This is a genomic window from Spongiimicrobium salis, from assembly GCF_043678055.1.
In the GTDB taxonomy this organism is placed as follows: domain Bacteria; phylum Bacteroidota; class Bacteroidia; order Flavobacteriales; family Flavobacteriaceae; genus Spongiimicrobium; species Spongiimicrobium salis.
The window spans coordinates 519,059-532,636 of record NZ_JBHEQA010000002.1; the positions used below are offsets into that span (position 1 = coordinate 519,059).

The 13,578-nt window shown below is 37.7% G+C and carries 12 protein-coding genes; all 12 read right to left on the reverse strand.

Going from position 1 to position 13,578, the window contains the following annotated elements:
• Positions 1–15: 15 nt before the first annotated feature.
• Positions 16–1,017: a hypothetical protein gene (locus tag ACEXOE_RS11630; RefSeq protein ID WP_394748959.1), complete on the reverse strand. Its 1,002-nt coding sequence runs from the start codon at positions 1,015–1,017 to the stop codon at positions 16–18.
• Between the two features lie 82 nt (positions 1,018–1,099).
• Positions 1,100–3,097, reverse strand: a complete 1,998-nt coding sequence (locus tag ACEXOE_RS11635) for a cadherin domain-containing protein (RefSeq protein ID WP_394748960.1) — start codon at positions 3,095–3,097, stop codon at positions 1,100–1,102.
• Between the two features lie 113 nt (positions 3,098–3,210).
• The gene (locus tag ACEXOE_RS11640) at positions 3,211–3,960 is read right to left on the reverse strand and encodes a LytR/AlgR family response regulator transcription factor (protein WP_394748961.1); all 750 of its coding nucleotides are present in this window, start codon (positions 3,958–3,960) and stop codon (positions 3,211–3,213) included.
• Positions 3,941–5,935 (reverse strand): tetratricopeptide repeat-containing sensor histidine kinase, encoded by a 1,995-nt coding sequence (locus ACEXOE_RS11645; RefSeq protein WP_394748962.1) that lies wholly within the window; start codon positions 5,933–5,935, stop codon positions 3,941–3,943. The genes ACEXOE_RS11640 and ACEXOE_RS11645 overlap by 20 nt, the downstream gene beginning before the upstream one ends.
• 282 nt (positions 5,936–6,217) lie before the next feature.
• Positions 6,218–6,520 (reverse strand): hypothetical protein, encoded by a 303-nt coding sequence (locus tag ACEXOE_RS11650; RefSeq protein WP_394748963.1) that lies wholly within the window; start codon positions 6,518–6,520, stop codon positions 6,218–6,220.
• Between the two features lie 315 nt (positions 6,521–6,835).
• Positions 6,836–7,534 carry an OmpA family protein gene (locus ACEXOE_RS11655; RefSeq protein WP_394748964.1) on the reverse strand — a complete coding sequence of 233 codons (699 nt, stop codon included), beginning with the start codon at positions 7,532–7,534 and terminating at the stop codon, positions 6,836–6,838.
• Between the two features lie 2 nt (positions 7,535–7,536).
• Positions 7,537–8,019 carry a lipocalin gene (locus ACEXOE_RS11660; RefSeq protein ID WP_394748965.1) on the reverse strand — a complete coding sequence of 161 codons (483 nt, stop codon included), beginning with the start codon at positions 8,017–8,019 and terminating at the stop codon, positions 7,537–7,539.
• 166 nt (positions 8,020–8,185) lie between these two features.
• Positions 8,186–9,241: a helix-turn-helix domain-containing protein gene (locus ACEXOE_RS11665; RefSeq protein ID WP_394748966.1), complete on the reverse strand. Its 1,056-nt coding sequence runs from the start codon at positions 9,239–9,241 to the stop codon at positions 8,186–8,188.
• Positions 9,242–9,264: 23 nt separating this feature from the next.
• Complete coding sequence (locus ACEXOE_RS11670) at positions 9,265–10,368, reverse strand: type 1 glutamine amidotransferase domain-containing protein (RefSeq protein WP_394748968.1); 1,104 nt, start codon at positions 10,366–10,368, stop codon at positions 9,265–9,267.
• A 111-nt stretch (positions 10,369–10,479) separates the two neighbouring features.
• The gene (locus ACEXOE_RS11675) at positions 10,480–11,184 is read right to left on the reverse strand and encodes a LytR/AlgR family response regulator transcription factor (protein WP_394748969.1); all 705 of its coding nucleotides are present in this window, start codon (positions 11,182–11,184) and stop codon (positions 10,480–10,482) included.
• A complete protein-coding gene (locus ACEXOE_RS11680; protein WP_394748970.1) occupies positions 11,159–12,205 on the reverse strand; it encodes a sensor histidine kinase in 1,047 nt (348 codons plus the stop codon). The genes ACEXOE_RS11675 and ACEXOE_RS11680 overlap by 26 nt, the downstream gene beginning before the upstream one ends.
• A 60-nt stretch (positions 12,206–12,265) precedes the next feature.
• Positions 12,266–13,534 (reverse strand): amidohydrolase family protein, encoded by a 1,269-nt coding sequence (locus ACEXOE_RS11685; RefSeq protein WP_394748971.1) that lies wholly within the window; start codon positions 13,532–13,534, stop codon positions 12,266–12,268.
• Positions 13,535–13,578: the final 44 nt, after the last annotated feature.

A 13,578-nucleotide genomic window follows, 5' to 3' on the forward strand; every position in this document is an offset into this window, starting at 1 on the left:
CAACCAACCAAAAAATCAGTTAATTGTTACAGTACTTCCACAAGCGTTATTGGCCGTATAAAATTTCGTGCCTTGAGCACCCTTGGCATCACTGTAATAATAATATAGATCGCTCGTGCAATTCTGTGTAGCGCTTTTGCCAGGAGCAATTTCCGTTGTGATAAATGCCGTTGCTGAGGAGCCAACCCATACCGTGGTCCCTTTGTTGTTTTTAACGGTCATGTTGATGCTGTTTTCAATCCATTTTTGATAGGCCAGCATGCGTTGGTATTCCGGGCTGTTAAAAATATCATCGTTGTATTGTTTAATGGCCTTTTTCATCATGGCCCTTTTATCTTCAATATATTTTTCCGTTTTGATGTTTTCCGGTTTTTTGATCCAACTTGCATACCTATTTTTTTGCAGTACACTTGCGGCATCCAGATAGGCCTGTAGTTTTTTCTTGGGTTGCATGGCCTGCATCTTTTTTGGTGATTTCATGACTGCTTTCATCATTTTAAGACCTTTTATAGGTTTTTCCTCAAACTCAAGGATATATTCCAATTTGTAATTGTCTTTATCCATATAGTCTTCCATCACGTATATGGCCCCATCAAGAAAAACGACCCTTGTAGTAGGTTCCCCTTCATACGGGTCGTATATGTACCCTACCTTCTCTTGTAATTTTTTGTTTCCTTCATAGGCATTGCTGACATAGGTCATAGGAAATGCAAAATTATCAGGAAGTAATGTGGCTTTAATTCGTTCGTTTTCATAGGTTTTACTCTCCCCTATAAACATATAAGCTTCATAAAGCCCGCTATTGGGTTCGGCTTTGAATTTTTCGATACGCAATACTTCGAACCATAAGTCTTCAATACCGCCTTTGTACTTATCCCCTTCTTGCTTGGTAATATAGGCGGTATACTTTCCTGTTTTAATATTGGCCAATTCTTCGGATTGGTTCTTTACTTCTTGTGCGTTAAGGCCCAAAACACTTGCAAAAAGACACAGGGCTACATATTTTAGTTTTTTCATTTTTAAAAAATTTGGTTTTATTGGTTTCATGGATTTTCTTAAAAGATGCCTATCCTCAAGTTCCGAATAGGCATCTGATGGGTTAGTTGAGCCCTCCTCCAATATTGTTATTATTAATTTCTATTTTTCGAATGACATGTCTCCTGTGTGAGCTCACGAACAAAATACTACCGTCAGCATTTACAGCTATACCTCTTGGATTGTTAAAGGAAGAAGCCTCAGGACCACCTGAACCATCGATATCATCTGAACGGCCATCACCAACCAAAGTGCTAACCTCAGCATTTGGAGTAATTTTTTTGATTTTATTGGATCCCGCACCGTCAGCAGTGTAAAGGTTGTTTTGCGCATCTATGTCTAAGTAAAAAATAGTACTGAAAGAAGCAGCTGTCCCTATTCCGTCGGCATCACCTCTGGTATCACTTCCTGCAAAAGTGCTGACCGTTCCTGAAGCAGTTATTTTAAAAATCTTGCGGTTTCCCGAAATCACATAAATGTTTCCGTCAGTATCCAATACTACATCATCCGGAAAGAAATCAGTGATACTTGCCAATGAAGCAGGAAGTGCAGGAGGATTAACTCCTCCCCCAGAATTCGGGTCTGAGATTAAAGTAGTCACTTCACCGGAAGGCGTAATTTTACGTACACTTCTATTTCCTCGATCGGCAACGTAAAGATTATCCTGACCGTCGATTGCAATTCCTACTGGATCAGTGAATTGGGCCGCCGTACCGGTGCCATCCGTGTTACCATCACTTCCACCAGCAAAAATAGTACCGTTGCCCGAGGTATCAAACTTAACAACTACATTATAACGTTGGTCAACTGCAAAAAGGTTGCCGTTTGAATCGAAAACAGCATCTTGTGGTATGCTCAATAAGGGGTCACGATTACCACTATTCCGGAAAAAAGTTGTTGTATTTAAGTTGGCATCAACAACTCTGATATCACCATTACCTGAATCAGCGATGTATAAATCACCATTATCAGCAATAGCCAACCCGCTGGGTAAATTAAAAGCTGAAACCATAGGACCTCCATCGATTCTACCTGTAGATCCTTGGCCACCCATAGTTGTTGTTGTAAATATTTGTGACTCCACTACATCGGTCACATTTATAACAACACTGGTTATTAGGCTAGCTTGACCATCAAATATGTCAAAAAATACAGTATAGCTGGTAGTTGTTTCAAAGTCTAGACTTTGGCCGCTAACCAGACTAATATCCCCGGTATTTTCATCTATTTCAAAAAGACTTAGAACAGCAGAAGTATTGTTCGATGTGTCAAGATCATATGTTAAATTATCGCCATCTTCATCGGTTGCGTTCAAGTTGCCTATAACTTCAGTATCTGCGATATCTTCTGCTACGGTGAACGTTGTATTGGTATCAGGAACTGTTGGAAGATCGTTCTGATCGGTTAGATTGATGATTATGCGGGCACTTGAAGTTAACATGCCATCAGACACCTCGACAACGATCGTATGTGTTGGCATAACCTCAAAATTGAGCGTAGGATGAGGGCCTGTTGTTGTACTGACTTCACCATCATTGTTTATTCGGAAAATACCAGCACTATTGGTTGTTATAGCATAAGTTAAAGCGTCTCCTTCATCATCGCTAGAAGCTATAGCGAAAAATTCTCCAGAACTAGCATTTTCTGGGAAATCAAATGTTTGATCAGCAATTATTGGCGGTGTATTTTCATCCACATCCACAACGTTTATAGTCATATTTGCAGTTGTATTGGCTTCACCGTCCGTAACATTGACGGTAATGGTATGGCTGGTGGTATTTTCAAAATCCAAGGATCGTCCTTGCGCCAAGCTCAATGCACCCGCAGCAGTAACCTCAAAAAGGTCATTGTCATTAGTTTGAATACTGAAAGTTAGGTCGTCTCCGTCGGGGTCGGTGGCAACTATATTGCCGAATACATCACTGTCAGTTACAGTTTCTGAGGCATTGAACGTTTGCGCACCAATGACAGGAGCGGTATTGTCCGGCCCATCATCATCTTTGCCACAATTAAAAAAGGTCAAAAGGGTTAAGGCTAAAATAAGTTTGATTTGCTTTCTCATAAAATTTAGGAATTTTTATAATGGTTTAAAACCCTAAAAATCATAAGAATTTACCCAGTAAGGGAGGGTAATCTTATTAAAAGGAGATTTCAACTTATTAAAGGTGATCTAGGTTAGATGCTGCTCACTATTTTTAAAAATTCATTACGTTTTTCTTTACTCACGGAAACCGTCTTGTCATTATCGAGGATGACATAACCCCCATCGCTTTTAACATATTCTTTGATATATCTCAAATTCACCAAATAAGATTTATGGGGTTTGTAAAAGTAGGGAATGGTGGAAAGTAGATCGGAGAAATATTTTAAGGGCTTGCTGATGAGCAGTTCACTTTGGTCTACCAAATAGACCTTTGCATACATGCCCTCTCCTTCGAATAGGATAATGTCTTTTAATTCAACAAATTGTATTCCCGTAGACTTTGGAAGTCCATTTTTTTTAAATTCTTCCAGGGTCAAACTGTTTTTCAGTTCTTGTAATTTTTCATCGATTTGGGAATTGCCCAATAAAACGGAACATTTCTCAACAGCCTTTACCAATTTGGAGGCCCTTAAAGGTTTCAGTAAATAGTCTACCGCCGATAATTCAAAAGCTTGTAGGGCAAATTCATTGAATGCCGTAGTAAAAATAATTTCAAAAGTAAGCTCTTCAGGTTCCAAAAAATCTAGGAGCTCCAGGCCAGAATGCTGGGGCATCTCTATATCCAAAAACAGAATATTGGGTTTTACCTGCTTGATCAGGTCAATACCCTCCAATAAAGAAGAAGCCATAAAAATCGTTTCAATTTTAGGGCAATTCTCTTCTAAGAGCACTTTGAGCAAATTCCTGGCCTTTGGCTCGTCATCAATAATTATTGTCTTCATGGATTTTTTTTATTGGTATGGTTATGATCACTTTGGTCCCCAAGGCATTTTCACCATCTTTTAAATCAATTATAGTGTATTCAATTTTTTCATTGGATTTTTCGGAAAAGAGACGCAATCTTTCCTGGATGGCATTGATTGAAAAGGATTTGTGTTGGCTCCTATTTTTGACTTTCATCTTTTTGGTTTCCTCCCTGCCTATACCATTATCTTCAATAACGCATAAAATGGTCTGTCCTTTTCCTTTTGTAAACGAAATTAAGAGTGTTCGCTTCCCTTCTTTGTGCAAGAGCCCATGTGTGATAGCATTCTCAACAAAGGGTTGAATGAGCATCGTTGGGATATGATATTCCTGTTGTTCCAAGGCATTGGAGAGGGATACTTTATACCTAAAATTATCTTCAAATCGTAATGCTTCAAGGCTCAAATAAGTCTGAAGGCTATTTACCTCCTCTTCCAAGGTAATATATTCTGAATCGCTTTGAACCAGGTAGCGCCGAATCAAATCGGCAAATCTACCTAAATATTCACTGGCCGCTCCCCTATTATTGGTGATGATATAATCTTGTACAGAGTTTAGGGCATTAAAAATAAAATGGGGATTCATCTGAGCTTTTAATGCCCGTAATTCAGAATCTTGATACTGTTTTTCTAAAGTTAGTCTTTTTTTGGTTTCCTCCAATTCCAAAGTGGTAAGGGCCATCTCTCTTTTAGCTCTTACCCTGCTTATATAAAAAAAGCCCGCTATCAATAACAATATAATAATTACCGAAGATGCTGTTAATAGTGTTCTGTTTTTTTGGTTTTCCAAGGTGATGATCGTAGCCTTTTTTTCTAAAATGTCCTTGTCGCGTTTTACTTTTTCCGTTTCAAATTTAACTTCTAAATTAGCGATAGCTTGGCGCTTTTCTATGCCAAGAATAGAGTCCGTTAGGGCAATGTCCATTTTTAAATACGCTAACGCTTTCTTTAGATTTCCTTTTTTTTCATAGAGATTGGCCAGCATTTTTTGATTATGGGAGAAAGATTTTAGGTTTTTGTGGTCTTCCAGTAGTTGCTGCGCCTTTAATAGAAATTGCTCTGCTCTGTAATATTCCCCCCATTGTATGGCGTTATTGCCCAAATTATTATATGCTAAGATGATTCCTGCATTACTTTGTAAATCTTCATAAAAATTCAACCCTTTTATAAAGTATTCATGCGCTTTTTCGTATTGTTTTTTCTTCTCAAAAATAGTACCGATATTGATGCTTAAATCGGCTAAACTCCTTGGATTGTTCTCTAGTTTTTCGGCAATTCTGGCATAGGATAATGCTTTGTCCAGCTGGTCGATTTTTTGTTTTGTGGCACATAGATTTATAGCGGTTGCTCTTACCAATGATTTGTTTTTTTGGGTCTCGGGTTCATCATACACTTTTTCGAGCAGCATATCGGCTGTTTCCCATTCCTGCATACTAATATACACTCCGGCTAGATTGAATTTTGTAATCAGTTTCCGCATTTTAAACTTTTCCCCTTTACGATCAAAATAGGCTGCTATCTCATTAAAATATTTAATGGCATTTTGATAATCCCCTTTGGCTTTAAAGGCATTGGCCAAAGAGCTTTTCACAATATTGATATCCATACTATCCTTTAAACTAGAGTGTATTTGTAAAGAGGTATGGTAATGGATGATGGCAGAATCTAAATCTCCTTTTTTGCGATAGTATATGCCCAATTCCCTCTTAAAATTGGCTTCCTCTTTTAAGGATTTTGTGGAAGATGCCCTTAAAATTCCAGTTTTTACGACAAATAAATGCAAGGCAGCATTTCTATTCCGATAGAAATTTGCACTTTCATTAAGTTTTGAAAATGCCAGGCTATCATTTTCAATATTTTCAAAAATACCTTTTAAACTGTCTATGGCATGGATCTGCGCATGAGAATAGCACATAAAACAAGTGAGGCATATAGTAAGAAGTAATTTTCGCATTCGATACAAGTAAAATGTTGGTAAACAAAAAACAATTCGGTTTACATGCTATTTTCCGGAAAAAAACAAAGTTCATTGTCAACTTGAGTTTCTTTTGTCTAGAGACCCATGAATTCAACATTATGATTTTCTTGCCACGGAACAATTTTTAAAACTACATTTTATTTTATTACCTAATTCTTTTTAACATATTAAATGGCAATACGGATGTATTTAAGACAGAAGTATAACAAATCCGCGAATTAGGGAAAGACCGATGAAATTAAAAAAAGTAGGAAAAAATTAGAGTCTAGCGTCAATTTTTTGAATGAAAGCTCGCATTTCTACGGAGATATTGGACTCTTCAATCAGGAGTTTTCTTTTAATATTATTTTCGGTGAATTTCAGGCAATAGACAAAGGAATCCTGGATATCTTCGGACAAGGTCAAACGTGCAATTTTAATCACCTCAAAGGCCTTTCGCTCTTGCTCGGTCAATTCGGTTAACAGCAGGGTACATTCCTTTATTTGACCTATAAAACCGCCAGTGCGAATACATTTTATATCCATAAATCCATTTCTTTCTGTTTCGCTAGAAGTATCCATGCCTCACTGATTATTGAATAAGGGATCCTTATTTTTTAATAAGGTCGGTTTACCCAGAAAAAACTAGATCCCAATGCTAAAAAACACTCATGGATAGGGATTTCCTAAGTGATTCTAATTCGAGGATTGACCAGTTCCTGACAAAATTAAGGCGTTATGGACTTCAGAAAAATACCTGTTTGAGGGTATTTTAAGAAGATAACCCTCTATTTCCACATTCTTAACAGCTAAAAAAATCCCCCTTTCCCACCTATATGATAAGGGAGAAAGAGGGACATTTATAGATGGGGGATCTTTCCTGAAATAAAACTTGGATTAATTTCCAGCTTGTCTTGCGGCTTCTTTCTTCATCTTTTCGCTTGGAATCAACACAATATTCACCCTACGATTCTGTGAACGTCCTTCTGGTGTATCATTCGTGGCAATAGGGCTGGTTTCCCCGAACCAATTGGTGGTACTTCGGTAGTTGCTTACCCCTTTGGTAGTCAAATATGAAGTCACGGATTGCGCACGTTGCTTGGACAGTGTCATATTATAAGTATCCGACCCCGTACTGTCTGTATGACCAATGACCAATATATTAGTATCTGGAAATTCAACCAACAAGCCCGCCATTTTGTCCAAAGTAACTTGTGAGGCCGCATTTACATCATATTTATTGGTGTCAAAATAAATGCCGCTATTTTCATCAAAAGTAACCACAATATCATCACCAACACGCTCTACTTTAGCGCCGGGTATTTCTTCTTCTATCCGTTGCGCATTTTTATCCATTTTATTTCCAATGAGCACACCTGCCGCACCTCCTACAACGCCACCTATAATGGCTCCTATTTCTCCATTGCCTCCTTTGCCAATGTTGTTCCCCAAAATGGCACCTAAAACTGCTCCTCCTGTGGCACCTATCACGGCTCCTTTTTGTTTGTTGTTGGCGTTTTGTATGGCTTTACAGTTTGTAAAACCTACTAGTGTAATCCCTATGAGTACATAGGTAAATAGACGTTTAGCTTTCATTTTTATTGAGTTTTAGAAAAGTTCATGGTAATTGTAAATGGTTTTCCATCTACTTGTAAAGTTTGTTGCCATTGCATGGCCGTATCACTGAGCGCAGTGAGGTTCAATCTAAATCCAGAGGTTTTTTGTTTATCCGCTTTCCCTAATTTTGTAGTCGGCTTTAGCAAAAAGTCATACAAACCAGTTTGTGCGTTTATTTCTTGGATGGTAAATATAAATGGACGCTCCCCTGTGGCGCAACCTCCGTTATTAATGGAATACAGGCCTGAATTATTGTTGGGGATAAATTGCCAAGTACTCCCCTCAAAACAATCTCTTGAGACATCTTGTAACAATTCTATGGAATAGGTCCCTGAAGCATTATGGGTTACATTGTCCAAGGTCCAATTGCCCTTCATGACACGTTTTGATTGAATAATTGTTTTTGAAGCATTACAGGAAACTAGCAACAAACTAATAACCAATAGTTTTACTATTTTTTGCATGTTTAAGTTTTTGAGTATTGATTATAATTACGTTTTAACCCTGTCTATGGATGTCTTGAAAGCTTAAAAAATCTCATTGGGTAGCATTCTTTATGTTTTTTAAAAGGGTAAAGAATTGTATACCATAACGTTAAGAATTTTATGGGTTTGCCGTGAAAAACCTTCACTAGGGAGTCATGGCCTTTCGATAAGCAGAGGGTGTTTTACCTTCGAATTTCTTAAAAGCACCATTAAAAGAAGATAGACTACTAAAGCCCGTGTCAAAAGCAATAGATGCAATGGTATACTGTTGGTGGTCACTATGGCTCAACATTTCTTTTGCCCGTTCAATACGGTAATGGTTGATGAAATCATTAAAATTTTGTTGGGCATATTGATTGATGATTTCGGAAGTTTTTTGAGTGCTCTTTCCGAGAAGCTTGCTTAGGCTGGAAAGAGAAATATCTGGTGCTAAATATAATTCTTTCTCTTCGGTCAGGGCTTTGATTTCGGCAAATAAAAGGGCATCATCATTCATTTGGAACGCATTTCCGTCCAGATCAAGTATTTTTAGACGAAAAGCTTTATAGCTAAGCCAATACACCACAATAGAATACATCAGCGGACCTATAACATAGGGGACGGCTTCTTCAATGATATTTAAGGCATAGGAAATCCAGATGAGGCCAAATCCCAATACGAGCAGTTGAAGCCACTGCAGGATTGCTTTTTGGGATTTGGTCTTTTGTAAGCCTTTGTAACGCTTCTTTATTTTACGTAAAAGTCGAACGCCCAGAAGAATGTAAAATGCCAAGTGGCAATAAATGAAAATAATGGTGCTTGCAAATACAATAATGGCCCGATTATTTTCAGGATTAAACCAATCGGTGCGTATGAAAAAACTCATGAACAAGACCAAGCCAAAAGGCACCCACTCCAAAAAAGTATAGCTGGACAGTTTAAAATTTGGAGTGGTCATCCCCACTATATACCAACGCAACAACGGGCCTATAGCCAATAGAAATGCCAACCCAATAAATATAAATAAGGGTTCTAGGTTTTCTCCAAAATGCAGCATCACGGATTTACCGATCCGGAAAGCCATAAAAATGAGCAACAAGCCCAATATCAAAAGAACCTTGCTTTTTTTTCTCTTAAAGAAACACAGATAAATTCCAATGAGCAATCCGTGCAAAAGGCCCGCACTGCTAATGATGATTAGAAAGATATCTGAAAATTGCAATGACAAATTTTTCTCAAATGTAACTATAATTCAGAGGAAGTAAAATCATATTTTTCGGCATGGGATACCAACGATAGTATCTCCGAAAACTGGGCAATATTGCCTTTCATGGCGGCCACTATACTATGTTGCGCCAGTAATATTCGTTTTACAGGTTTCTTTTCCCCTGCCATTTTTTCAATCATTTCTTTCGCCTTTTTTATGCCCTGTGCTTCATATATCGATAGTATTTTTACTGCATTCTCCTCATCTGTAATTCTTCTGGTCTTAGGTTCATAACCTAACTGCTGGATCATAGTTTCTGCCAAGGCCCATACGGACCAAGGGTTCTGCCCCGTAATGATATTGGTATCATGGCTTATTTTTTCCAAATACATAGTTCCCTCATCAAAACGAGCGCCTTGGGTGGTTAATTTATCCTGTAATAAAAATGGAAAAATAGCTTCGGCATCCGGGATAAGAAGCAGTTCTTCCTCATTGGTAAAGGCACTTATTTTTTTTCCTTCGATCATGGGTCTTCCATTATCCAAGGTAACGTTGACCAAAGCCGCCGGGCCATGACATACCGCACCAATGAGCTTGTTGGATTGGTAATAGTCCCGCACAATAGCCTGTATGGTCGTATTTTTAGGGAAGTCGAACATAGCCCCCTTTCCACCTACAAAATAGATGGCTTCATAAGCTTCCGGATTTACCTTGGCAATAGGGATGGTATGCGTAGTTTTGTATTGGGCCAAGGAATCGTTTAAAAAAGCAAAATCAAAGGGCCCCATGTCGTCATCGTCTATAATTACTGGAGACTTCCCTCCTAACGGACTTGCAATATCTACACTAAAACCGTTTGCTTCAAACACAAAATAGGCCCTAGCCAATTCTGTGAGTTCATAGCCTGTAATTTTACCACTGCTTCCCATAGTATCCGTGCTGGTGACTACTGCCAAGATTTTACCCCTTTTGGCTACTTTGTTTTCTGATAGATAGGACAAGTCTTTTATTTGCGTGCTCTCTAATTGTGCATTTTTGGAAGGCAATAGGCTCATAAACCAGAATCCGAATAAAAAGAGCAAAACAATAAGACTGGCAACTGCGACCAATATCCATTTAAGGATGCGATATTTTTTAAACATAATACTTCTTTTAAAGCCGCTAAATACGGCAAAGAAGTCTGGATACACTGTAGAAATGATAATTCCGTCAGTCTAAAAGATAATTTCAAAAGGACAAAGAAGTGCTGGATGTTATAAACGCGCTATAAGTTTATTGCCTATAATGGATTGGTATACCTTATTTCGAAGCGTTCTACTTATTTTAATTTTGGTTTCCCCCACATAAATTAGATTCCCTTCAAGTTTAGTAATATGACTTACACCCACTAAATAATAGCGATGTACCCGTATGAACTTATCCTTGGGCAACTCTTCTTCAATATGCTTTAATGATATCAATGTCAAATACTTGGTATCCAAGGTATGGATATGAATATAGTCATTGGCCGTTTCAATATAGGTAATAGCATCAATAAAGATCTTAATGATCATCCCGTTGGATTTAATGAAGATATGATGCTTTATAGTCTCTTCTTTTGGGCTTTCAATTTCGCCCACCTTATTCACTGCTTTCAAAAACCTTTGATACGAAAAAGGTTTTAACAAAAAGTCTACTGCGTTTAATTCAAAACCATCAAGGGCAAACTTTCGATGTGCCGTAGTAAAAATAACCTGAGGAGGACTAGAAATGGCATGTAGCAGATCAATACCTGTCATATCGGGCATTTGGATATCGAGAAACAGGATATCCACAGTTTTCTGCTTGAGTAGCTCCATAGCCTCCATAGCCGATGGCAGGGAACCGATATGTTCTAAAAAAGGCGTTTGTTCTACAAAATCCTCCAAGCCTCTACGAGCCAGGGGCTCATCATCAACGATCAAACATTTCATCTTCATGTAATTGGATTTTTAAGTGTACCGTGAACTTGGAATTTTGACAAATAATATCCAAGAGATGTCTATTGGGATAAATCAGCTCCAATCTTCTTTTTACATTGGCAAGACCAATCCCACTGCTCTCGGTATATTTTTTTTGGCGATTTTCATTGGAAATGCTGTTCTCCACACTAAAATTCAAAGTGGTATCATGTTCAATATGGGATTGAACGTGTATCCGATATCCTTGACTACTTTGCCCATGCTTGAAAGCATTTTCAATAATGGGCAGTAAGAGCATTGGAGAAATGGCCAATTGCTTTTGGATAACGGGAAAGGAATAGGCTACCTCTACTAAATCTTCATGTCGGATTTTCTCAATACTGATGTAGTTCCTTAAGTTCTCAAATTCACGCTCCAGTGCAATACTCTTTTTAGTGGCCTCATATAGTTGATGGCTTAGTATTTCTGAAAATTGAAGTAACATTTCCTTTCCTCCTTTTAGGTTTTTGCCCAGCATAACATAGATACTGTTTAATGAATTAAAAAGAAAATGAGGATTTATCTGGTTCTTCAATAAACGCAATTCCGTTTCCAATTGCTTTTGCTCGATTTCCTTCATGGATTGATCTTTTCTGTACCAAGCATCTGTTAGAAATAAGGTCATGGAGAGCCCCAATACTAGAATGACTTCAGTGGCAATAGCTATTTTTCCGGGAATACTTTCAAAAAAGGCTGCGGTAGGCAAATATATATTGATGACTTCAAAATAAAAGGAAAGATAATATGAGGTAAAAAAAGTGATTCCTAAAATACTACCAATGAGGGAAAAAATATAGCGGGGAATTTTTTTTCTAAATAGAAATTTGGGCATTAAAACATATAAGTTGAAGTATACCAAAATAGCATAGGGCAGAAAAGTAACACTATTTGTTTCTATATTTTCTAATAGGTCATTATGGTAATTAAGGTCATGGACACTCCAGAGCAGTAGAAATAGTATCCAAAACACGCCATGCTTCATCTGCTTACTAAAATTCATATTCATTTCATTAAGTTAAGGATAAATGAGTAACAAAACCTAAGATCTCATGAATTGGGATTACTTTAGAAATACGCCTTGTTTTACTCTGGCCTGTATATGCTTGTTTACATTAGCAATATCCGATAGCGGATTGCGGTTCAAAATAAGAAAGCTTGCTTCGTACCCTTCCTTTAGATAACCAATTTTTCGATAGGGAAAAATAGTTCTTGTAGCATTTTCAGTCCACATTTTAAGCAATTCAATAGGGGTGAAAACATGCAGTTGATACAAAAATTGGAATTCGCCTACGGAATTCCCATTATACTGATCCGATCCTATGGCAAGGGATACTCCTTCTTTTTTAAGCAATGCCAAGTTAGCTATTATATTGCTCACCAAAGACTCATAATTTGCTGCATTTTGCCTTTTAAGAACAAGGGATGTAGTGGTGACTACCATGATGTTTTTTTCTTTAGCAGTAATGACATCCTTCTTCTGAATAGGTTTACCATTCGATATTTCGGGAAGGTGGGCTATTTCGTCGACCCCGGCCTCAACAGCCACGTGAAAATCATAGGCCGTTTCTACATGTGCACTTACCCTAAGGTTAGCGGCATGTGCTTTTTTTACAATTTCTGGTACAATTCTAGGATCTAAACCTTTTTTACCGAAGAATAAAGTGTCATTTTTTCGTTTTTCGTATTCTTCCGAATACAATAGATTCAATTTAATAAAATCTGGCCTATAGGATAAAATGGTATTCCACTTCGTTTCTAATGCAGCTTTGTTGTCGATAATAACATAGCCATGAAATTCAATTTCTTCAAGGGAATTGAACATGCCCCGGTAATATCCGTAATCCAAATATCGTTTGCGAACCCCAATGGGATGTCCATCGGTTCCTGTCAAGGGAGCATGGGCCATACGTATATCCAAGCCTGAAGGGGTATTGTATAAGTGCATTAAGGGATCTATTCTCTTTTTTATGCTTGATAGTAATTTTACATAAAACACACCATTATCCAGATAAGATGCGATTCGTTTTTCCAATTCATGCTTACTTTCCAAATTGTGATTGTGGGCTTCGGCAAAAGGGGGAATCACATAGCGATCTGATAAATTGATAATGGTATCTATAGTCTCTTCTGGATCGGAAAAATAAATTAACCCTTCCTTTAGCCAAACGGTCTTTTTTTCAAAGCTTGTTCCATTGAACCAAAGGCCATTGTTAAATTGCATTGTTGGGGCATTTATATTCTTCTTTGCATAAGTTTTAATCCGTGCTTCTTGGGCAGTGCATGACAGCCCTAAAAGTAACATAGAAATGCGTATAACCCACTTTTTCATTTTCATAGGTGATTGATGTGAATGATAAAACAATAACACAATAG